Source organism: Enterobacter sp. CRENT-193 (genome assembly GCF_002787395.1).
GTDB lineage: Bacteria > Pseudomonadota > Gammaproteobacteria > Enterobacterales > Enterobacteriaceae > Enterobacter > Enterobacter hormaechei_C.
In genome coordinates this window covers 733,974-754,983 of sequence record NZ_CP024812.1, presented here as the reverse complement: position 1 = coordinate 754,983, position 21,010 = coordinate 733,974, and the positions used below count along the sequence as shown (strand labels likewise).

Annotated in this window: 21 protein-coding genes; 12 read left to right on the top strand and 9 right to left on the bottom strand. The window is 46.7% G+C overall.

Translation table 11 applies throughout. The annotated features are described in order from the left end of the window. Nucleotides 1-20: 20 nt before the first annotated feature. Complete coding sequence (locus tag CU081_RS03735) at nt 21-290, top strand: hypothetical protein (RefSeq protein WP_000901447.1); 270 nt, start codon at nt 21-23, stop codon at nt 288-290. Between the two features lie 414 nt (nt 291-704). On the opposite strand, the gene CU081_RS03730 is transcribed toward CU081_RS03735, so the two are convergent. Both CU081_RS03730 and CU081_RS03725 read right to left on the bottom strand, forming a co-directional pair. Next, nucleotides 705-1,100: a hypothetical protein gene (locus tag CU081_RS03730; protein WP_000060801.1), complete on the bottom strand. Its 396-nt coding sequence runs from the start codon at nt 1,098-1,100 to the stop codon at nt 705-707. Next, complete coding sequence (locus CU081_RS03725; protein WP_000783472.1) at nt 1,097-1,954, bottom strand: hypothetical protein; 858 nt, start codon at nt 1,952-1,954, stop codon at nt 1,097-1,099. Before CU081_RS03725 ends, CU081_RS03730 begins: the two co-directional genes overlap by 4 nt. 345 nt (nt 1,955-2,299) lie before the next feature. Between CU081_RS03725 and CU081_RS03720 the strand changes: the two genes are divergently transcribed. From CU081_RS03720 to CU081_RS03710, 3 genes are read left to right on the top strand one after another with little or no spacing between them, the layout of a single operon-like run. Beyond that, nucleotides 2,300-3,622 (top strand): conjugal transfer protein TraH, encoded by a 1,323-nt coding sequence (locus tag CU081_RS03720; protein ID WP_226343065.1) that lies wholly within the window; start codon nt 2,300-2,302, stop codon nt 3,620-3,622. A gap of 3 nt (nt 3,623-3,625) precedes the next feature. After that, nucleotides 3,626-7,030 carry a conjugal transfer protein TraG N-terminal domain-containing protein gene (locus CU081_RS03715; protein ID WP_000347733.1) on the top strand — a complete coding sequence of 1,135 codons (3,405 nt, stop codon included), beginning with the start codon at nt 3,626-3,628 and terminating at the stop codon, nt 7,028-7,030. Next, complete coding sequence (locus tag CU081_RS03710) at nt 7,030-7,284, top strand: hypothetical protein (protein WP_000091004.1); 255 nt, start codon at nt 7,030-7,032, stop codon at nt 7,282-7,284. The genes CU081_RS03715 and CU081_RS03710 overlap by 1 nt, the downstream gene beginning before the upstream one ends. A 19-nt stretch (nt 7,285-7,303) precedes the next feature. Here the strand turns inward: CU081_RS03710 and CU081_RS03705 are convergent, their stop codons facing one another. Beyond that, nucleotides 7,304-7,594, bottom strand: a complete 291-nt coding sequence (locus CU081_RS03705) for a hypothetical protein (protein WP_000709417.1) — start codon at nt 7,592-7,594, stop codon at nt 7,304-7,306. 179 nt (nt 7,595-7,773) lie between these two features. Here CU081_RS03705 and CU081_RS03700 point away from each other — a divergent pair, with 179 nt between their 5' ends. The 7 genes from CU081_RS03700 to CU081_RS03675 all read left to right on the top strand — a co-directional run bounded on the left by CU081_RS03700 (nt 7,774) and on the right by CU081_RS03675 (nt 13,784). After that, nucleotides 7,774-8,385, top strand: a complete 612-nt coding sequence (locus CU081_RS03700) for a hypothetical protein (protein WP_000271073.1) — start codon at nt 7,774-7,776, stop codon at nt 8,383-8,385. 2 nt (nt 8,386-8,387) lie between these two features. Then, entirely contained in the window at nt 8,388-8,921 is a 534-nt protein-coding gene (locus CU081_RS03695) for a FlhC family transcriptional regulator (RefSeq protein WP_032471366.1), read from the top strand. Between the two features lie 96 nt (nt 8,922-9,017). After that, nucleotides 9,018-9,728, top strand: a complete 711-nt coding sequence (locus CU081_RS26815; protein ID WP_442876235.1) for a hypothetical protein — start codon at nt 9,018-9,020, stop codon at nt 9,726-9,728. Between the two features lie 33 nt (nt 9,729-9,761). Then, complete coding sequence (gene traN, locus CU081_RS03690) at nt 9,762-11,777, top strand: conjugal transfer mating pair stabilization protein TraN (protein ID WP_442876234.1); 2,016 nt, start codon at nt 9,762-9,764, stop codon at nt 11,775-11,777. Nucleotides 11,778-11,927: 150 nt separating this feature from the next. Then, entirely contained in the window at nt 11,928-12,155 is a 228-nt protein-coding gene (locus CU081_RS03685) for a helix-turn-helix transcriptional regulator (protein WP_223805430.1), read from the top strand. Further along, nucleotides 12,142-13,095 (top strand): replication protein RepA, encoded by a 954-nt coding sequence (locus CU081_RS03680; protein ID WP_000802152.1) that lies wholly within the window; start codon nt 12,142-12,144, stop codon nt 13,093-13,095. Before CU081_RS03685 ends, CU081_RS03680 begins: the two co-directional genes overlap by 14 nt. 362 nt (nt 13,096-13,457) lie before the next feature. Continuing rightward, nucleotides 13,458-13,784 carry a helix-turn-helix domain-containing protein gene (locus CU081_RS03675; protein ID WP_001158411.1) on the top strand — a complete coding sequence of 109 codons (327 nt, stop codon included), beginning with the start codon at nt 13,458-13,460 and terminating at the stop codon, nt 13,782-13,784. Nucleotides 13,785-13,814: 30 nt separating this feature from the next. Here CU081_RS03675 and CU081_RS03670 read toward each other — a convergent pair whose 3' ends face one another. The 6 genes from CU081_RS03670 to rpmH all read right to left on the bottom strand — a co-directional run bounded on the left by CU081_RS03670 (nt 13,815) and on the right by rpmH (nt 18,989). Next, on the bottom strand, nt 13,815-14,972 hold the full coding sequence (locus CU081_RS03670) for a site-specific integrase (RefSeq protein ID WP_000868608.1): 1,158 nt from the start codon (nt 14,970-14,972) through the stop codon (nt 13,815-13,817). 196 nt (nt 14,973-15,168) lie between these two features. Further along, complete coding sequence (mnmE, locus tag CU081_RS03665; RefSeq protein WP_003861139.1) at nt 15,169-16,533, bottom strand: tRNA uridine-5-carboxymethylaminomethyl(34) synthesis GTPase MnmE; 1,365 nt, start codon at nt 16,531-16,533, stop codon at nt 15,169-15,171. Between the two features lie 72 nt (nt 16,534-16,605). Further along, nucleotides 16,606-18,249 carry a membrane protein insertase YidC gene (yidC, locus tag CU081_RS03660; RefSeq protein WP_003861138.1) on the bottom strand — a complete coding sequence of 548 codons (1,644 nt, stop codon included), beginning with the start codon at nt 18,247-18,249 and terminating at the stop codon, nt 16,606-16,608. Between the two features lie 2 nt (nt 18,250-18,251). After that, the gene (yidD, locus tag CU081_RS03655) at nt 18,252-18,509 is read right to left on the bottom strand and encodes a membrane protein insertion efficiency factor YidD (RefSeq protein ID WP_001307474.1); all 258 of its coding nucleotides are present in this window, start codon (nt 18,507-18,509) and stop codon (nt 18,252-18,254) included. Further along, complete coding sequence (gene rnpA / locus CU081_RS03650) at nt 18,473-18,832, bottom strand: ribonuclease P protein component (RefSeq protein WP_003861126.1); 360 nt, start codon at nt 18,830-18,832, stop codon at nt 18,473-18,475. Before rnpA ends, yidD begins: the two co-directional genes overlap by 37 nt. Nucleotides 18,833-18,848: 16 nt before the next feature. After that, a complete protein-coding gene (rpmH, locus tag CU081_RS03645; RefSeq protein ID WP_000831330.1) occupies nt 18,849-18,989 on the bottom strand; it encodes a 50S ribosomal protein L34 in 141 nt (46 codons plus the stop codon). Nucleotides 18,990-19,615: 626 nt separating this feature from the next. Between rpmH and dnaA the strand changes: the two genes are divergently transcribed. Next, nucleotides 19,616-21,010, top strand: coding sequence for a chromosomal replication initiator protein DnaA (dnaA, locus tag CU081_RS03635; protein WP_003861124.1), 1,395 nt, complete (start codon nt 19,616-19,618; stop codon nt 21,008-21,010).

Here is a 21,010-nt window from a genome sequence, read left to right as displayed (position 1 = left end):
TAAACTTTCGGAGAATTAATATGTTGGGACAAAATCAAACAGAGATCCATCAATTCGATGTGTGTGGCCGCGTGTATTATCGTGGGGTTAACTACACTGAAAAAGAAGGTGAGTTGGCTGTTGAAACGGTAGAAGCTACTTCTCATGATGAAGCTGAAGCGATGTTTAAAAGCCTGCAGGTTGAGTATGCTTGTGAGTGTAATCGGACTGTTGAGCGAATCGATATCACTTTCACTATTGACTTGACGATAGCTGAAAGCGACAACGATGAACCGTACTTAGTGATGTAATTACTAAGAAAAGCAAAGGGCCAGCTTGTCTGGCCCTTTGCTACATATGGTGATAGGAATCTACTGAATCGGTTTCATGAGCCTGCTTGGCCGTTTGCTCATCCAAGAGGTGGAGTATCTCTGATGCCTTGCGTCTGGCCTCGGCTACAATTTCTGGCTTCTCCTGCTCCAAGATCTGGTCTAGTGTTTTTGCCACTGGTAAATCTCGCTAGTTTAGTTAGACTCTAAGTATATAAGGTTTTACAAGAGAGGTTCAGTTCCGTGGATGCCTTTACTATTGCAATGTTAAGTTTGCTCGCATTTTTTACCATTGTGACGTTCGGAAGTTTGTATTTATACAACAAACACAATCAAAACCGCTCTGATCAATAAATATATGTGTATTAAACGGCCCTGTTATCAATGCTGAATAATTCAGCAACAAACTGGTATTTTTACTTTCTCAATTAGATGATCGGACATAGCGTTAATTTCCTCATCGTCTAGCTTCGGGGCAAACAGGGGCGTTCCCCAGAATTGAACCTGTGGATAGTCTGAAAGCCTAAATACTCCATACGGCCATCGGTCCTCGTCACCCAACCACCGGCGTAAAGTCAGATCTATACCCCATCCATCCTTTAGCTCTATCCAGCAATGCGGATTGATTTGTGTCTTGCTATGTACTGTTTCAACAAACCCTACTCTGCACTGATGTGGAATGTCTGATTTGGCTAGAATGTTGCTGATCACGTAAGTCATCACATCACAACTGGCTTTTGAATCCTCCAGATTTAGCAAAGCCAGTTCCAGTTCTTCATGCCACAGACTCATTGTGCCTTCCTAAATAGCAATTGCTGGCCTTTTTCATAGATAACTGGATATGGTAAAGCTTTGCCATCCTGGAACACACTACTGGGCGGGAAATACATGACTGCCCATTCCGGCAGCGCTCGGCTCGTACTTTTGTAAAAATCGTCCATTGGAAATGATTTCACGTCGCTGACCTGGGTGAAAATCAATCGAGAATATTTGGTTGTGTTATTAGCGGCCAGATTAAAGCTATCAATATTACCATTGCCCACAAAGGCTGGTGTTTTCCAAGGATTCGGCATTGTAACGTTGTATGCAATTACGCAGTTTGAGCCATCACAGCCAAATTGCGGAGCCATTACTGCCCACATAATTAAGGGGTTTCCATCAATCTTAGGCGCTGTACTTTCCACTATTTTAGTTAAATCCAGGTTCATAGATTTCGCGGCTACCGCAACGGCATTATCAATTAGGTTTATATAGTTGCTATAAGCATCTTCTGAGGATTTAGCCATTGATGCAGGCATCCATGCCATCAAACTTGGCCTAGCGGATGGGTTATCCGGTGATGTAAGAATGCTTGCAGTGTTAAACATGAGAGTTTGCTGACCGTTCAATCCTCTTAATGGAGCATCAAGCGATGAGGCCAAGCTTGTGACATTTAGCGCTTTCATCAATAGAGACTGTTTATATGAGTTCCGCCCATCTTCTGAGTCTCTCAGATCTTGGTCATAAATACCCCCAGCTCTTGCCAAGTTTAGCGCTCTGGACATCTCTGGATTATAGGATTTTGGGGTTGTAGCACAGCCTGCGAGCATAATGGCGGCGAACAAGGCTGTAGCTGAACTTACGGAAGTTGACATATTCATTTTCATTTAAAGCTCCTCTTTTAGAAATAGAGTGCCATTGGTTTGTGAAAATGCAACAAGGGTTAAGTAAAACTTTTTAAAAATCATAAGTTTGTACGGACGTGACAAAGTTGCCGACATTATTCAATGATTAACTTTCACATGTGAAAGTTTTATTTGGACTGCCCAAATTGGACAGTTTGGCAGTTCGGTTTGTACTCATTTGCTCGGTAGGCTTTCGGGTGACACGAAACCTATTGGAGCAACAGTATGAGAGTCTCTCCCCCTTACATTAGAACACTATCTGCCTCTTGTTTAATCATCTTCTCTGTCGTCGCCACTCATGCCTCGGCTGAAGGGCTTCAGTCCGAGATGGATAGACTATTCAACGAAATGAGTAATACAACCAGACCGGGTATTCATCAGACACAACGCCGTGGAGTTATTGCGGGTGGGCGTGTGACCACCAAAGCGCGTATTTTTGATGAAAACCTAGTTAGCTTTGTCCCTCCATCCTGGAAAGCTGGGTGTGGTGGCGTTGATCTATTCGGTGGTTCTTTATCGTTTGTGAATGCAGATCAGATTGTTCAACTGATGCGAGCTGTGGCAGCAAATGCAAAGGGCTATGCTTTTCAACTAGCTCTGGATAATGTTTTTCCTGATGGTGCCAAATGGATAGAAAACTTTCAGAAGAAAGTTCAGGCTTTGAACCAGCATTTAGGCAATTCTTGTCAGTTAGCTCAGGGTATTGTTAACGATTCACTAAGTGCTTTTGACACAAAACTAAAGAACGATACTCGTACAAAAGCATCGACCAAAGGCTTATTTGAAGACATGTTTTCTGCAACGCAGGAAACGGATGGACAAACGGCAATCAAGACGCTGAAAGACAACTCGCAACAGGCCTACCAAGAGATGATAGGTAATATTGTCTGGAAGCAACTCAAAAAGAATAGTGTAAGCTCATGGTTCCTGTACGGGGATAACAGCCTGCTTGAAGCCATGATGTCTATAACTGGTGCCGTTGTCATTGGTGATTTAATTAATGATCCAAATCTTGCTGGAGCAGACAACAGTACTAATCCCATCGTCACCTTACCGGGGAATCGAATTACCCTTGGAGATCTCATTTCAGGTGGCTCTGTTAAAGTTTATTCATGTGACAGTGATACGGTTAACTGTATTTCTGCTGGTTCTGAGCTGAAGAGTGTTCAGCTCAGGGGTATTGGCAATCAAATGTCAGATTTACTTCTTGGTTCTGATTCTTCACCTGGATTGATTTATAAATATGCAAACAATGTTGGGGCGTTAAGTTCTGCCGAGATAGCTTTTGTATCAAATCTCCCCAGTAGCTTTGGCTCACTCTTCCGAAATCTTGCTGCTGTTTCCAGTGATACAGCAGAGCAGTTTGCTCAGCAAGCACAGACCATCATAGCGCTAGATATAACCTACAGGTTTATTGAGGAGATATACCGGGCAACAACTATTGCGTTAGCTAACAGTGATAATGCCTATCAACAAAAAGCTGTTGATGTACTTGATGCTTCTCGGGCTGTTGTCAGACAAGAGTATGACCAATTAATTGTGAGACACGGGAAGCTAAGTGATCTGATGGGGTATTACAACAGCTTACTTGATGTCACAAAGAAGCAGCGGCTTTTACTTGCGGCCCAAGCATCAGGGAAAAAGGAGTAACTAATGGATTTTAGTATTTATTCCGTCGGTGATGCCGCATTTCTAGAGCAAATAATGATTGCTGTGGCGATGGCTACTGGCACCGGTGATTTTGAACGCATGGTAAGTATTGGCCTTTTAATTGGCGCTCTTGTCATCTCATTTCAGTCGTTATTCCAGGGAGCTAAATCCTGGGATTTACATCAAGTTTTTGCTTGTTGGCTCGTGTATGCCATTTCCTTTGGATCCGGCGTTACGGTAACTATTGAGGACGCGTACAACGGACAAGTGCGAGTAGTGGATAACGTACCTGTTGGTCCAGCCGCCGCTGGTTCTATAATCTCAAGCGTTGGATTTGGTCTCACAAAATTATTTGAGGTTGCATATAGTCCTGTCGCGAGTGTGACTGAATCAAAGTTCATGGATTCTTTAGAGCTATTATCAAAGCTCAGAAATCACGAAATGGAGTCAGCACTATGGACTGTCTGGAATGATTCCCTAGGAGGCGGTGCTGTTGATATGAAGAAAAGCCTGACTAACTACATATCGGAATGCACAGCAATTAAATTTTCATTAGGTGAGTCAAATGAGGATCAAATCAACACAGAGAATTGGCGTACAGCTCTCAGATTTGATTCACAAATATATGGGACCCGATTGTTCCTGTCTCCATCAGGCCCGACAGATCCCAGTTGTACAGATGGCTGGATTCAGTTGAGCCAATCCTTTGAAACTGCATTCAATTCTGGCCTTTCGCAACAAGCCCTTGGCTATTTGCTGTCTACCACTGATGCTTTGAATGCTACATCTGACGCTTTGTATCGCCTGCAGGTTACGAATGTGGCCGCAGGTGATTTTATAAAAGCCAATTTTCTGCAACCTATCGTACAGCGTGGCTTTGCTCAGTACTACAGTGATATGAATGATCCGTACGCACAAATCATGCTCACTCAAGCTGAGTCTCAGCGAAATACGCAATATGCAGCCGAACAGTCTTTGTTTGTAAAATCGATTCAACCTCTTATGACCTTGGTAGAGGGGTTTGCCTATGCGATTACGCCCATAGCCGCATTTGTGATGGTGCTAGGTTCTAAAGGTTTGCTATTGGTTGGTAAGTATCTTCAAATGCTTATATGGGTACAACTTTGGTTGCCAATTATGTCGGTAATCAATCTATTCATTTACATAATGGGGCAGCAGGCGCTCGCAAAATATACCACAGGGAACTTATCCTCATTTGAAGGCGTTGCATATGCTGGGGCCGAAATTGAGCGTTGGATAGGGATAGGTGGAATGATGGCCGCAGCAACGCCAGTCCTATCGTTGATGTTAGTAACTGGCTCAGTATATGCCTTCAATAGTCTCGCCCAACGAGTGGGTGCGAGTGATACAGTCAATGAAAAACTAATGTCTCCAGACTTAGTGGACCGTGGTTCTGTTTTGAGCCAACAACCACAATTTAATCAATCCCGAATTGCTGGAACAATGACCTCTGGAGGTGAGTCGTTAGTTGATAGTATTAACTTAGGAAGTACCGTAAGTAATGCCCTTAGCAGTAGTTCTGCTGCTACTGCACAGGCCCAGAAAGGCTTTGCTAGCCAATTAAGTAATAGTGTGTTTTCTGGACATGGTTCAGAACAGACTTATTCACAACTACAATCATTAGGACAAACCCTGAGAGCGTCCGATTCAACTCAGGCTAAAAGTATTTTGTCCGCGGCGCAGAACTACGTTACTGATCGTGGGATAAATGCTTCTCACACGGATGCTGTGGCAGGAGCTATTGCTATGCGTGCTAGCGCTGGAGTGGATGCCGGAAAACTTGCTGCTGCTTTTACAGGACCGGTTGGTGCCGCTGTAAATGCCGCTAATCCGGTATCTATGAACGGTAGTTTAGATGTATCTGCGCAATCGCAGAGTCAGGATAGTAGACAGCAGCTTAGTTCTGATATTGACTCTTTATCTCGCGGACTCGGTTTTACAAAAGATGACAGTTCAGCATTAACGAGTGATTTGGCACGGCAAGTGTCTACTGATAAAGGTCAACGTTTTACCCAGAGTTTAGGTGAAGAGCAGAGAAAGCAGCTCATGCAATCCAGTTCTGATCTTTTGTCTTCGCAACAAACCTACCAAGAGTTATCTCAGGCTCAGCAAACTATCGGGACTACTAGCAACAATAATATTAGCGCGTTAGCTGACAAAGTTCTGAACAACTGGTCAGCCGGTAAGTCATTGTCAGATGGTGTTAGACAGTCATCGCCAGAGACAAGAGATTTTGCGCAAAGAAAAGCCCAGCATTACCAAGATTTAGGTATTGATTCCCAGAGGGCAATAGTTGGAGGGCAGTTGTTTGCTATGCTCAATTCCAACTCTCCATCTGAACAAGCAATTGCAGCCAGTGCAATAGCAAAGGCCACTGGTGGCAACAGTGGTATTGACTTTAATCAACCTGGTCAAAGTGCAATGTTGGTAAAGGATGCTCCGCGCTATGTCTCGCCAGTTGAAAATTCGAGCGCACTTTCGGCACCGGAAAGAATGAGCAATGAACAAAAGCTTTTAGCTGAATCAGGCAGTATTGGATCTGAAAATTCTGTTCGTGACGCTCATGAAAAGGGTATCCAGCAACTTGAGCAGAGTTATGGGACAAGCAGAAATGAATATCTTAATGACCGCTTGCCTGCGTTAAGAGCACAGATCATGGCATCCGATTTGGCCCCGTCAACATCCAGTGCTTTGTTTGCAGGTGCTGAGGGCGCAGGTCGTTTTGTACAGCAAGTTGTGGGTGGCGCAGGAGCCGCCAAAGAAGGGTTCGCAGAGAGTTTTGGGCAATCGATGTCTAAGTTAGCCCAGATGACTCCGGAACAACGAGATCAGTTTATTGAGGACACAAAGAAAGGGGACGATTACGTCAAGCAAGAGTATGGTCTTGGAGGCTTCCTGGCTGTAGGTGCTGCAAATCTGGGTAGGGATATCATTGGTGTGGGGATCAGTGGATTTGAAGCCGGTAAAGAATGGTTAACCGGTAAGTCAGATCTTTCAGAGGCAGCACAGGGAATGTCTGTTAGAGAAAGAGGGATGTTTTTTGCTTCTGCATTAGCAAGTGCAAGCGAGGCTGGAGCTGGAAAGGCTGCTGAGTTTGTTCAGCAATATGGTGACGAATTCAGGCAGATAGCAATGGATACTGCAAGATATGATTATGGTTTGAATAGTCAGGCAGGAGCAGAATTGTTTGCTGCATCGTTGATGGGCGGCGATTCATCGCGCTCTGGAGAACTAAGAGAAAATCTCAGAGAAGAGGTTGGTGATAACGCATTGGCAGATAAAATGGCTGCGATTATTGAAAGTTCTGCGGGGGCAGGTAAAGACCAAGCGGGCGGATATTTAGCGCCTGTTTCAAGATACTTATCTGTAGCCAAAGGAGGCCGTTAATGAGCAGACGAGCTGAATATAGACGCGCCATTAAAGAGCTTAAAGTGATGATATTACTGGGGGAAGGGAGATGGCTAAACGAAAAGCCAATCTCCTGTGGAAATAAAAAATTTATCGTCGATGGTTCGGTGTTGAACAATGTAATCAGAGAGCATCCGGAACTTAATAAACACATTTTGATAGGTTTTTTTTCGTCGCCTCAACGGTATCCGTTATTAAGATATAAAGATAGGCAGTTAACGTTAAGTCTATAATTAATAGAAACAAAGGCTCTCAGGAGCCTTTGTTTTTATTCAATCCATAGAAGCTTCCGGATACATCTACGTCACTTACCATTGGAGATCCTGTGGCAGGGTTGTATGTGACGTCTGCAAACAGATCTCGCCCAGATAATGTGTTCGTTTTACTCCCGGAACTACTGATTAGATTGGCTCTTTTACCAATCTTTAAAGATGCCAGCAGAGAAACTCCGACTACAAAAAATATGAGCGACCATAGGGCAAGAAGTTTGTACGAATAGAACAAACTTACGATTAAAAACAAAGAGAATAGCGCCTTTTTCATTTACGCCTCCTGATTAATATGTAACCGATTATAGATTATCGTTCAGAAATGCAAATCTTCATAGCACCATAAAATGATACTGTAAAAAAATACAGTATTTGGCGTTGCATTATCAAAAAGTCATGGTATTTATGATTGATGACAAAGTTAATCAGTGAATAAAGTAAGGAGGACTACTGATGTATGCCTTAGAGCCGTTAGAACGTGATGTTATTGGTAGCTTTGACAAGTTTGCCGTTCAATTGAGTGAAGAGAAGCCAGACCAAGATATTTTTGAGTTTGATTTGACTCTGTGGACACTACTGAAGCTTTTATCAGCCAATGCGCCATCCCAGGTTAGCAATCATTTTTCTCTTCCAGAAGATCTTGTTAATAAATTGGCGTCAACTCCTGACAGTTATCTTTCACAATTAGCGAGTGGAGTTCTTCTTAGCTTTAAACTTGAAACAGATCAAATGGAAGTGATCGATACTCTTGCCGGTAGCTACGATTCTGTCATATGCCTTAAAAATGTTGTGGACGACTTTGACGCAGCGTACTGGCTATTGCTTAATAAGTTAGCTAGTAGAAACTTGGACATGGCGATGCAAAGTTTTGGTGTATCTTCTGGTCTTGCTTCCTCAGTCGCCGCCTCCTCAAACAGCCAGTTAAGGTCGTTATCGCATAGGGTCGTTATTAGATTTTCATTGAGATTTGATATTGGCGTACTCGATCAATTCTTATCAGCAGCTCTTGCCGATACAACGCCGATTTTATTAAAAAAGATTCAGCAATCTTTGGTGTGGAGATAATCATGAGTGAATGTTTTACATCTGGTTCGTTATCTCGCTGGGTAAAGGCAAGGCACATGGCATTGGCGGGTTATATCACAAAGATAATTATCCTAGAGACTGGTTTGACTTATAAGCAAGTTCGCAGGCTGTACGCTGAGCTTGAATATTGCAGATATGATGTGAAGGATAAGAAATCCAGGACATTCCGTGGTGGAGCGACGCTGATCCACAGTCAGACATCTAAAATTCAAGCATCGCTTTTAATGCAGCTCTATTCAAATCTTGGAGGGGAAAAGGTTAAGCGTTCTGTAGATATTAGCGCTCTGAATAAAGCGTTTAGGATGTATCACGCTATCCGTAAAGAAGTACCAGGTATGAAGGGAGGAAAATGGGAGCCCTTCGACATTACAGATGCCTGGTGTCTTGCCTCTGAACTGCGCAATGGAGAGGCAATGATAGAGCATTGCGAGCAATGCCAATGCACTTTTTTTACGTCAATTAATCAGCGAACATGTGTTGAATGCCCATTCTGCCGGGTCTCAAAAGCTGCCTGAATACATCCGCGTATGCCGCAAAAGGGCAAATAGCGATGCTAATTTTTATGAGAGAGCGACATAGCATTATCCAAACTAAAAAGCTGGAGAAATGCTATGTCCACTATGCCGCCCATCATGACGAGGTTTGTTGCCTCGCTCCTATGTTTAACCATCTCAGTTCTTCCGATACATTCTTATGCTGGTAATCAGGAACCTAACATCGGAGCTGTTGGTCGTGATGCCAAACAATTTGGTTTATCTATTGCGAACGGAGTTAAGCAAAACTCTGCTCAGATTCAAGATGGTAAAATTTCTCTACCAGTCGGTAATGGTCAATCAACATCCATAAACATAAATGAACTGTTTCCTGGAGTTCAACCTGGTCAAAATACCGCAGAGTATTTCCCTGATGCAGCATCTCCAGAGGAGCTAGAACAGATATTTAGTGATGCTGATGCTATGGATCAGTTTGGTAATGAGGCAAAAGCCAATTTATTCCAAGACGCCAACAGCTCCAATCCCTCAATATCAGGTTCTGCATATCAAGTTCTCATGGATGCGGCCAATCGCTCACGCCCTGATTTCAGTAATGACCCGGTATTAAATCTAAGCAAAAAGACCTATGAGGATATGGACCTCATCGCAGGTGGCTTTGGGGATTGTTCTGCCGAAACAACCATTAATCAGAATACTATCAACGCCCACATTCCAGAGTATGAACGGTGTCAGCGTGTTGTAGATCAAAGCGCGGACTGTGAGGTTGTCCATGACTACGACGCCTCAGTTGTGAAGCACTATGATGGTCCATATAACCTCAAATCTTGAGGAGATGGCTGTACTGAGTTGTGGATTGGCCGAGTGGGTAACGACTACTGGAGTGGCAACTGTTCGATTTATGAGGAATACACGCGGGTCCAAGTCAGTAATCCAGACGCCATAGTGTCTGCAACGCTTGAGTACGCCAAGTGGGATGACTACATGCAAGTTTGGGTTGGTAAATCAGGTCAGGAAACTAAAGTATGGTCCGGCCCTGACGGCAATTTCCCTCCAGAAACGGCTGGCCGATGTGAATTGTCAACAAGTTGGGAGCGAAACCCTAATGTTGATGTCACTCCCTATTTCAAGAATGTGAAAGATGGTGATGTTGTTACGTTTAAGATCCGCGTTTCAGTAACTGGCGCAGGTGAGGGTTTTGGCCGCATAAAGCTACACTATGACCCATCAAAAGCCATTACCAAGGATGAGTGGGCTCCACAGAGCTGCATGGATTCAGCCAAAGGGGTTGTAGATGGTTTTGCGGAAGGCGAGATCACTTGTATAGATGACCCGACTGATGCTACAGGCTGCACAGTCATCAACGGGATCAAAGTTTGCGAATCCCAACTGAAACCGTCACCTTTCCCTGGCATTCCAAAGCTGTGCAAAAAGGTTCGAGTTAAAGCCGACTATGACTTTTATAAGGGGCAAATGGACTGCTGGACAGATCCTCAAGGTGAAACACACTGCCCTGTAAATACTGGTGGAAATCTAAACAGTTGCCAGATGTACGAGGATAATCCTCAGTGTGGATTTATTAGTTCTGAATGTATTGATGGAGCAGAGGGTTCCTCGGGTAAGTGTTATGTGTTTAAAGATACCTACGACTGCGGAACGGACATATCAATACCTACTTTAGAGAAAGAAACGACGTATCAATGTGGTGGACCCATTAGGTGTATGGGGGATGATTGTCTCGATATAACAAAGTCACAAAGCACTGATTTCGCTCGTGCATCTGCATTGTTGAATGCAGCTCAGTTCATGACTCAGGATATGAGTTGTACTGGTCAAAATGATGATGATAACCCCACTGGTGAAGAAAATGTGATGTGTTCAGCTTTTGCCGGTGAGGCTGGGGAATGCAAGATTGCTGTGGGTGGTGTCTCAGATTGTTGTGAAAAGCCGACGAATATTTCGTTTGCTGATTATCTCAATTTGATTATGGCCGTGCCTAAGCTAGACGGTGCCGTTATGGGACTCTCTGATGGCAGTGCCGTGAAAGGAGCATACCAAGTATTAAGAGACCCCGTAATGTCTGGCTGGACCGAAATAACACAGCCTTTTGCAAGTTATATAGAAAATATTAGTGGAGCGGTTGATAGTTTTCTCCAGCCTGTTCAACAGTTTGCCCAAGATACTATTGGCGCATTAAAGGAGCAAATTACCAAGCTGACTTCTGAAGCTCTAGGGAATGCTTCTGCGACGGGGGCCGCAGGCGTACCTGCCGGGGCTCCTGAATCAATGACTGAACAAATCCTCGGCCAACAAGGTGCCGCCATGCTAAGCACCGTTATGACTGTTTACACTGTCTATGTAGTGTCGATGGTCATGATCCAAATGATTTGGAAGTGTGAGGAAAAGGAATTCACTATGAATGCTAAACGAGCACTGAATAGCTGCACATACGTTGGATCTTACTGCAAGTCCAAAGTGCTGGGAGCATGTGTGGAGGAGAGAGAGTCCTATTGCTGTTTCAACTCGCCACTATCCAGAATTATCCAGGAGCAAGTTCGGCCACAATTGGGTCTTAACTTTGGTGATGTGCGCGCACCTCAATGCGGCGGAATTCCATTGGATCGAATAGCAGATATTGATTGGAGTAAGGTCAACCTAGACGAATGGTTGGGGATACTTCAGCAAAATGGAAAACTTCCTGATCCCGCATCGTTAAACTTGGATGCTTTAACGGGAGCTGGAAGTGATTTTAATATTGATGGTACTCGACAAGACGCCTCAGAACGTATCATGGAGCGGCTGAAAGGGATTAATGTGGACAAAATTAGAAACGACAAAGCGCGTGAAATCTTTCCTGACTTGGATGGCAATGGTGGTTGATGTTTATCAATGAGAAACTTTCACATGTGAAAGTTTTTGTGTTGGAATAAATCTTCAAGGTGCCCAAATAGGGCACTTACAGAGGCCATGTTTACGGGGGTTCACCCTCAAAATTTCTCCAGTAAATCAATGATGATGCTGGAGAAATTTATGCAGCAAACTTTAAATGAAAAAGATTACAGTCACCTGCAGATGATCTCTGTCTATGAGGTGACAGCCTTACTTAAAATATCTGTGCCAACGCTTCAGCGAATCCGCACAAACGACCCCTCATTTCCCAAACCATATAAGATCAGTGGCGATAAAACATTAAGATACAGATTAGATCAGTTGGAGGTATGGCTTGATTCCCGCAGGGTAAGTAATGAAGCCATTTAGCCAACTACTTGCTCAGTATCAGACTGATATTGAAATAAAACATAATGGTAAATCACAAGTCTTGAGTCGGGCTGATTCTGAATTAATAGATGCTTCTGTAAGGATTAATTCAGATCCACCCTCACCCAATGATTTCACTTTTATGCACTCAATTATGTGCCAGATCGGTTTACCTCGTTCAAGAGTAAATGGAGTTGAGTTTGAAAGGCGCTGCGGTGCTGCTGGTCTCTACGTTCGAGCGGGTAAAATATGGGATGGAAAACAGTTTGTTCAGCAGCCGGTTCCCTATGGGCCAATGCCCCGTTTGGTAATGGCATATCTGAACACTCAGGCCTTACGCTCTAAGTCACCGGAGATTGATGTCGGCAGTAGCGCTAGAGGCTTCCTTAAACAACTGGGCAAGGATTCATCAGGAGGGAAAAACGGAAGCTATACAAACTTCCGTAAACAGGTTATGGCGTTGTCTGCTTGTAGTATTACGCTTGGTTTTAGTACTGCTGACAAAGCGATCACTTACGATGGTAAGCCAATCCAAAAATTTGAGGCTTGGATTGGTAACAATGATAATCAAGGTGCTTTATGGCCCGGTGTTATTACATTTTCTCAGGAGTACTTCGCGACGTTAAGCGAACATGCAGTGCCGCTTGATTTAAGAGCTTTAAATCAGCTTAATAGCAGTGCACTGGCAATGGATATTTATGCCATGCTTGCGGATCGTTTACATCGAATTAGTGGTAGGCCTGTTGTATTGTACTGGCGTAATTTACGTGAGCAGTTTGGTCAAGAATACACCGGAGACGACGCTGACAGGAATTTTAAAAAGGTATTCCTTCCTGCTTTAAAGAGAGTTCTTTCTGTTTACCCGGATGCAAAAGTTAAGAGAGTGACTGGCGGAATTTTGATGATGTCCAGCCCCCCACCGATTCCATACCGTAATTAAATTAATAACCGGCCCATGTGCCGGTTTTTTTTATGTTATTGCTTTGCAAAGTTGTGGAAAACCCTGTTGGTTTTGGATTTTATCCACGCATAATCGCCCCCCCTTTTTACGCATAATTACCCCCCCCTGACTACTGACGATCTGCGCATAATCCCCCCCCCTTGCCACGCATAATTACCCCCCCCCCTAAACCTATAGGTATTGCCTTTAAAAAATCCTATAAAGATACCTATAGTTGAACCATGTTCAGGTGTTAATAACTTTGTTCGCGCCCTAAAAGGGCAGATCCAGAGCCGAGGATCTGAAACCTGTGTTGGTAGACTAAACCAGTCGATTATTTATGGGTTTCAGTAGATATGACTATGCAAGAGACAGAGTTGCTTAATAGTGTTTTGAAAGAACTGGCTGAGATAAAAAACATGCTCGCTAGATCGTCAGGAGCAGACAAAGTTAATTTGGAAAAGGTAATGCTGAACATTGATGACTGTGCTGAGCTGACAGGGTTGTCAAAAGGTCATTTATACAAGTTAACCAGTCAAAATGTTATTCCGTTTTACAAACCAAATGGTTGTCGGATTTATTTTAAGCGGGAAGAAGTGATCGATTGGCTACAGTCCAACCGGGTCAAGACAAACACAGAAATTTCAAAGGAAGTGAGTTCGAGAATAATCAGGGGCCAAAGAAATTAATTTTTTTGGCCCTATGTCTATTGTTCTGTTTTAAAGACTGTCGGCAAAAATATCAGGAAAGCTCCGCATTGCGTCCCTTCTTCTTTGATCTAAGATATCAGCATAAATCTCAGTTGTTTTCAGTTCACTGTGGCCCAGCAAGCGTGATAATGAATAAATATCTAAGCCCCGCGCAAGCTGGTTAACTGCAAACGAGTGGCGACCGGCATGGAAAGTTACATGCTTGGTTATTCCAGCAAGCATTGCCCAATGAAGTAGCGCTACGTTGGTATAGCTGCTGTATCGCAATGCTTTAAACACGCGTTCATCGTTATCCTTGCGCTCTCCCATCAACCTTACCGCTGAATCTGGTAAGTCGAGGTATTGAAGTGCCGTTCCTCTATTCTGGATTTTTTTCTGCTTAAAAATGATTCGAAAATGGCCTTGCTCAAATTCTTCCACTTCTGACCAAACTAGCTTCTGTATGTCAGACCAGCGCAGTCCTGTTGTGCAGCTAAACAGAAAGGCTCGTTTAAGCACGTCATAGCGACATTCAGCTTTTGCCATAGCTTTTATCTCTTCCAGAGTCAGATAAACCCTTTGGTTTGTTTCTGGTTTAACGCTTTTCACCGTCCGAACAGGGTTATCTCTGATAATCCCCTCTTGGTATGCCTGATTCAGGGCCGCCCTTATTTTATTGAAGTAACTGCTTACTGTATTTCTTGACAGCAGTTGATCAGATTTCGTCGTTGCACTTTTCAAAAGATAAGTTTTAAAACCCTCAAGAAAGGCTCTATCAATATCTTCGAATGTGAGTTCTGCTCGCCCATGGTAGCGTCTCAGATGATGTCCGGCTGAGACCCAAATTGAATAATTGGATTTACTGCCAGAAGCTTTGCTATCGGTAACTGAATCGTAATAATCGAAGAAACTGGCAGAGAGTTTAGTTCGATCCTCCAGCTTATGCTTTGATGTCTCGCTTTCAAGCAGTCTCTTAGATCGCACAGCTTCAGCGATCCTTAAAGCTTCTTTATTGTGCTCTCGCTCTGCTGGAGAGCGCGGTTTGTCATAGATGAAGATGTCTAGTGGCTCGTGTGAACGTTTCAGTTTACGTTGCCCGTCTTCAACGTTGGAACCGTAGTAATATACCAAGCGCAAAGAGCGTTTTCCTTCGCGGTCTGGCTGTCGCTTTTCGATAGATACTTTCATTGATGGTTTTCCCCGTGTTCCCCACGATTATATGGCTGGGGAACACACAGGGCAATATATGACCAAAAGAACACAGGAGAAGTAAAAAGAAAACTAAAAAACATCGTTAGATTTATTTTTTTTGTGTTCAAAATCAATATTTTAGTTTGTTTTCTTTTGGTGTCTTTTGACTTCTTTTTCTTTCAAGTCTATAACTTCACTTCCCAATGCAGAAGCTCGAGAAAATCCGTCCAAGCAGATCGTCCGACGTAAACTCCCCGGTGATCTCGCTCAGATTCTGTTGCGCCAGACGCAGCTCTTCCGCCAGCAGTTCACCGGCCCACGCGCCGATCAGCTGGGCTTTACCCTGCTCAAGGTGGCGAGCCGCCTCTTCCAGCGCCTGCAAGTGACGACGACGCGCCAGGAAGCCACCCTCCATGCTGGTGTCGAACCCCATGCTCTGTTTGAGATGGCTACGCAGGGCTTCCACGCCTTCACCGGTACGGGCCGACAGGCGAATAAGTGAGTGACCATTCACATCGCTGATGCCCAGCGTTTCGCCGGTCACGTCGGCCTTATTGCGCACCACGGTGATCGGCAGTTTAGCCGGGAGACGGGCGATAAAGTCTGGCCAGATTTCAGCCGGGTCAACGGCGTCGGTTGTGGTGCCGTCCACCATAAACAGCACGCGGTCGGCCTGCTCGATCTCCTGCCAGGCGCGTTCGATACCGATACGCTCGACTTCATCGCTCGCATCGCGCAGGCCAGCTGTGTCGATGATGTGCAGCGGCATGCCGTCGATGTGGATATGCTCGCGCAGCACGTCGCGGGTGGTGCCGGCTATGTCGGTGACGATCGCCGCTTCACGGCCCGCCAGGGCGTTCAGCAGGCTCGATTTCCCAGCGTTGGGGCGTCCGGCAATGACCACCTTCATGCCTTCACGCAGCAGGCTGCCCTGGCGCGCTTCGGCGCGGACGGCATTGAGATCGTTCATCACCTGGTTGAGCTGAGCTTCAATTTTACCGTCTGAGAGGAAGTCGATCTCCTCGTCCGGGAAGTCGATAGCCGCTTCGACATAGATTCGCAGGTGAGTAAGTGCTTCCACAAGGTGATTCACGCGTGCGGAAAACGCGCCCTGCAACGAGTTCAGCGCGGAGCGGGCCGCCTGTTCGGAGCTGGCGTCGATCAGATCAGCAATCGCCTCGGCCTGCGCCAGGTCGAGCTTATCGTTGAGGAAAGCACGCTCGGAGAACTCACCCGGCTTCGCAATGCGCAGGCCAGGCAGGGTCAGAATACGTTTTAACAGCAGGTCGAGGATCACCGGGCCGCCGTGGCCCTGAAGTTCCAGCACATCTTCGCCGGTAAAGGAGTTTGGGCCGGGGAACCACAGCGCAATGCCCTGGTCCAGCGGTGTGCCGTCGGCATCCTTAAACGGCAGATAATCAGCGTAGCGCGGCTTTGGCAGTTTACCCAGCACCGCTTCGGCCACCTCACGCGCCTTCAGGCCGGAGATACGCAGAATGCCTACACCACCGCGTCCCGGTGGGGTTGCCTGGGCGACGATAGTGTCGTTATGGCTCATGGTTGCTCTCGTTCAATACAAATAAAAAAGGCGGTCAATCGACCGCCCTTATTTTAGCGTTAAGTTACCGAATCAGGACTTTTTCTTTTCGCGGCTATGCAGGCCACGTTTTTCCAGACCACGGTAAATCAGCTGCTGCTGGATGATGGTCACCAGGTTGCTGACGATATAGTACAGCACCAGACCTGACGGGAACCACAGGAAGAACACGGTGAAGATGACCGGCATAAAGGTCATGATCTTCTGCTGCATCGGGTCGGTCACGGTGGTCGGAGACATCTTCTGAATGAAGAACATCGTCACGCCCATCAGGATCGGCAGGATGTAGTACGGGTCCTGTGCGGACAGGTCATGGATCCACAGGGCGAACGGCGCGTGGCGCAGCTCAACGGAACCCATCAGCATGTAGTACAGCGCAAGGAAGATTGGCATCTGAATCAGCAGCGGGAAGCAACCACCCAGTGGGTTCACTTTCTCTGCTTTATACAGGGCCATCATCTCCTGGCTCTGACGCTGTTTGTCATCGCCCAGACGCTCACGCATAGCCTGAATCTTCGGCTGTAGCATACGCATCTTCGCCATGGAGGTGTACTGCGCTTTAGTCAGCGGGTACATGATGCCACGAACGATAAAGGTGATAACGATGATGGAGAAGCCCCAGTTACCCAGGAAGCTGTGGATGAACTTCAGCAGCTTAAACAGCGGCTGAGAGATGAACCACAACCAACCGTAATCCACGGTCAGATCCAGGTGCGGCGCAACGGCAGCCATTTTGTCCTGGATTTCCGGGCCAACCCACAGGGTGCTTGCCAGTTTACCGGTTTGACCCGGCTGCACCAGAACCGGCTGAGATTTGTAGCCGATGGCTGCAATACCGTTGCCGAGGTTCGCGGTGTAGAAGTTGTTGGTACCGTCGTTATTCGGTACCCACGCCGTCGCGAAATACTGTTGCAGCATTGCGACCCAACCGCCTTTAGAGCTGACGTTCAGGTTTTCGTTATCGGCAATGGTGTCGAATTTGTATTTCTCGTACTTGGTATCTGGCGTGGAGTAAGCCGCGCCACGGAAGGTATGCAGCGCAAAGTTGCTGCTTCCGGTATCACGGTGAGACGGCAGATTGATGGACTGCTTCAGCTGACCAAAGGTAGAGATTTCCAGCGGTTTCGCACCGGCGTTCTGTACGCTGTAGCCCACGTTCACCGCATACTCACCGCGTTTCAGGGTGAAGGTTTTGGTGAAGGTGTTGCCTGCCGCGTCGGTGTAGGTCATCGGGATAACCAGTTCGTTCTGACCATCAGCCAGTACAAACGTGTCATTCTCGACGTTATACAGTGGACGCGCACCGTTAGCCGGATTATCCGGGCCATCACGACCGGTCAGGCCGCTCTGCGCCTGGTAGATAAATTCAGGCGTGGTTTCCAGTAACTGGAACGGTTCGGTAGACTTCAGTTCTTTCGGGTAGGTCAACAGCAGCGCCTGCTCAACATCACCACCACGGGTGTTGATAGTCAGCTCAAGCACATCGGTCTTAACCGTAATCTGTTTCCCCTGGCCACTGGCCGGTACGCCCTGGTCGGCGGCGCTACCCGCTGCGGTGGTCGTGGTCTGCGTGGTCTGCTGCTGGGGTTGAGGATTTTTATCCTGCTCCCATGCCTGCCAGATCATGAAAGACACGAACAACAAAGCGATGATAAGAAGATTGCGTTGCGAATCCATCGTTAGTGTTCTCTGGTATCAAAAGGTCCTGGAGGGACGGGGTCGTCTCCACCTGGGTGTAAAGGGTGGCATTTTAATACGCGTTTCACCGTCAACCAACTGCCTTTTATCACTCCAAACCTGCGCAATGCCTCAATTCCGTAGCTTGAGCATGTTGGCGTGAAACGGCAGTGTGGCCCGAGTAGCGGACTAATCAGGCGTTGATAGACCCGAATGAGGGCTATCAGGACCCGCGAGCCAGGCGACAGTGGCGGCGCCATAATTTTTCCAACGCTTCCGAGAGAGCACGGTTATCGAGGTCGGCAACCCCTTTTTTCGCCACCACCACGAAATCCATTGAAGGCAGTTCGTGTTGACGTAAACGGAAACTTTCACGCGTCAGACGTTTAATCCGGTTGCGTTCATGCGCACGCTTAACGTTTTTCTTGGCGACTGTGAGACCGATGCGGGGATGCCCCAGCGAATTTTGGCGGCCGAGGATGGTGATTTGCGGCGTGCCAGCCCGTTGTGGCTGCTGGAAGACGAAAGTGAAATGAGTGGGAGTTAACAAACGTAACTCCCTGGGAAATGCGAGCTTAACCACTCAGGGGTTAGCTTTATTACTTGGAAACGGTCAGACGAGCGCGGCCTTTAGCACGACGACGTGCCAGAACCTGACGACCATTTTTAGTAGCCATACGAGCACGGAAGCCGTGAGAACGGTTGCGCTTCAGTACAGACGGTTGAAAAGTGCGTTTCATGGCGATTTCTACCTAAACTTGAATAAATTCACTGACTTTTGCGTATACCCGAACGAGATTCGAACGACTAACGCCTCAGCGTGGGTGATTAAAGAGGCCGGATTGTAATAATTGTACACTCCGGAGTCAATTCTCTTTCCTTATTTCCGCACGATTTCGCGTGGAAAATGAGCAACGGACGACGCAGGAAGATGAGCATCACGCGCCGGGTCGAGGATTATACGGGCTCGCCAACAAAGCGCAAGGATCGTCCCGGATCTTCGTTAGATCATTTAAGCCAAAAATTGTCTGTGCTCATTAAATTTTCCAATATGCGGCCTAAATCGCGAGGCACTCGCGTCAGGATCGTTTACACTTACCCGATTCCGGATCTTCCTGTGGATAAATCGGGAAGAATCTGTGAGAAACAGAAGATCTCTGGCTCAGTTTAGGCTATGATCCGCGGTCCCGATCGGGATCCAGCGATCCTGGTCGGGCATAAACACAACATCGTTCAGGCTGTATCAACGATAGCGTGTATAACCGCAGATAGCGGTTCGCACATCACCCTGATGGGGTCATGTCGATGTGCGCCAACAATCATGAATATTCAATAGTTTTCTTTTATTGTTCGAGTGGAGTCCGCCGTGTCACTTTCGCTTTGGCAGCAGTGTCTTGCCCGATTGCAGGATGAGTTACCAGCCACAGAATTCAGTATGTGGATCCGCCCGTTGCAGGCGGAACTGAGCGATAACACGCTGGCTTTGTATGCGCCAAACCGTTTCGTGCTCGATTGGGTAAGGGATAAATACCTTAATAACATCAATGGACTGCTGAATGATTTCTGCGGGTCAGATGCCCCACAGCTGCGTTTTGAAGTGGGCACAAAGCCGGTCACCCAAACCGTTCGTGAAGTTGTCAATGTGGCAGCCCCTGCACAGGCGGCGCCCGCTCCAGCGCCTCGCGTTGCACCGGCTCGTCAGGGCTGGGATAACGTTCCGGCCCCCGCTGAGCCTACCTACCGCTCTAACGTTAACGTGAAACACACGTTCGATAACTTCGTTGAAGGTAAGTCGAACCAGCTGGCGCGCGCGGCGGCTCGCCAGGTTGCCGATAACCCCGGTGGCGCTTACAACCCGCTGTTCCTGTATGGCGGCACGGGTCTCGGTAAAACGCACCTGTTGCATGCGGTGGGCAACGGCATTATGGCGCGTAAGCCCAATGCCAAAGTAGTGTATATGCACTCCGAACGCTTCGTTCAGGACATGGTAAAAGCCCTGCAAAACAATGCGATCGAAGAGTTTAAACGCTACTACCGTTCCGTTGATGCGCTGCTGATCGATGACATTCAGTTCTTTGCCAATAAAGAACGATCGCAGGAAGAGTTTTTCCATACCTTTAATGCCCTGCTGGAAGGCAATCAGCAGATCATTCTGACCTCGGATCGTTATCCAAAAGAGATCAACGGCGTTGAAGATCGTCTCAAATCCCGCTTCGGCTGGGGCCTGACCGTGGCGATCGAGCCGCCGGAGCTGGAAACCCGCGTCGCGATCCTGATGAAAAAAGCCGACGAGAACGACATTCGCCTGCCGGGTGAAGTGGCGTTCTTTATTGCCAAGCGCTTGCGTTCCAACGTGCGTGAGCTGGAAGGGGCGCTGAACCGCGTTATCGCTAACGCCAACTTCACCGGTCGTGCGATCACCATCGATTTTGTGCGTGAAGCACTGCGCGATTTATTGGCTTTGCAGGAAAAACTGGTCACTATCGACAATATTCAGAAGACGGTGGCTGAGTACTACAAGATCAAAGTGGCAGATTTACTGTCTAAACGTCGTTCCCGCTCGGTGGCGCGTCCGCGTCAGATGGCGATGGCGCTGGCAAAAGAGCTCACCAACCACAGCCTGCCGGAAATCGGTGATGCGTTTGGTGGCCGTGACCATACGACCGTGCTGCACGCCTGTCGCAAGATCGAGCAGCTACGCGAAGAAAGCCACGACATAAAAGAAGATTTTTCCAATTTAATCAGAACATTATCATCGTGA

What these genes read in the sequence shown, in the direction of transcription:
- CU081_RS03720 (WP_226343065.1), top strand. Translation starts at nt 2,300, where the DNA reads ATGGATAGACTATTCAACGAAATGAGTAATACAACCAGACCGGGTATT.
- CU081_RS03705 (WP_000709417.1), bottom strand. Translation starts at nt 7,594, where the DNA reads ATGAAAAAGGCGCTATTCTCTTTGTTTTTAATCGTAAGTTTGTTCTAT.
- CU081_RS03710 (WP_000091004.1), top strand. Translation starts at nt 7,030, where the DNA reads ATGAGCAGACGAGCTGAATATAGACGCGCCATTAAAGAGCTTAAAGTG.
- CU081_RS03695 (WP_032471366.1), top strand. Translation starts at nt 8,388, where the DNA reads ATGAGTGAATGTTTTACATCTGGTTCGTTATCTCGCTGGGTAAAGGCA.
- CU081_RS03725 (WP_000783472.1), bottom strand. Translation starts at nt 1,954, where the DNA reads ATGAAAATGAATATGTCAACTTCCGTAAGTTCAGCTACAGCCTTGTTC.
- CU081_RS03685 (WP_223805430.1), top strand. Translation starts at nt 11,928, where the DNA reads ATGCAGCAAACTTTAAATGAAAAAGATTACAGTCACCTGCAGATGATC.
- yidC (WP_003861138.1), bottom strand. Translation starts at nt 18,249, where the DNA reads ATGGATTCGCAACGCAATCTTCTTATCATCGCTTTGTTGTTCGTGTCT.
- CU081_RS03680 (WP_000802152.1), top strand. Translation starts at nt 12,142, where the DNA reads ATGAAGCCATTTAGCCAACTACTTGCTCAGTATCAGACTGATATTGAA.
- yidD (WP_001307474.1), bottom strand. Translation starts at nt 18,509, where the DNA reads ATGGCGCCGCCACTGTCGCCTGGCTCGCGGGTCCTGATAGCCCTCATT.
- mnmE (WP_003861139.1), bottom strand. Translation starts at nt 16,533, where the DNA reads ATGAGCCATAACGACACTATCGTCGCCCAGGCAACCCCACCGGGACGC.
- CU081_RS03735 (WP_000901447.1), top strand. Translation starts at nt 21, where the DNA reads ATGTTGGGACAAAATCAAACAGAGATCCATCAATTCGATGTGTGTGGC.
- CU081_RS03730 (WP_000060801.1), bottom strand. Translation starts at nt 1,100, where the DNA reads ATGAGTCTGTGGCATGAAGAACTGGAACTGGCTTTGCTAAATCTGGAG.
- CU081_RS03670 (WP_000868608.1), bottom strand. Translation starts at nt 14,972, where the DNA reads ATGAAAGTATCTATCGAAAAGCGACAGCCAGACCGCGAAGGAAAACGC.
- rpmH (WP_000831330.1), bottom strand. Translation starts at nt 18,989, where the DNA reads ATGAAACGCACTTTTCAACCGTCTGTACTGAAGCGCAACCGTTCTCAC.
- CU081_RS26815 (WP_442876235.1), top strand. Translation starts at nt 9,018, where the DNA reads ATGTCCACTATGCCGCCCATCATGACGAGGTTTGTTGCCTCGCTCCTA.
- CU081_RS03715 (WP_000347733.1), top strand. Translation starts at nt 3,626, where the DNA reads ATGGATTTTAGTATTTATTCCGTCGGTGATGCCGCATTTCTAGAGCAA.
- CU081_RS03675 (WP_001158411.1), top strand. Translation starts at nt 13,458, where the DNA reads ATGCAAGAGACAGAGTTGCTTAATAGTGTTTTGAAAGAACTGGCTGAG.
- CU081_RS03700 (WP_000271073.1), top strand. Translation starts at nt 7,774, where the DNA reads ATGTATGCCTTAGAGCCGTTAGAACGTGATGTTATTGGTAGCTTTGAC.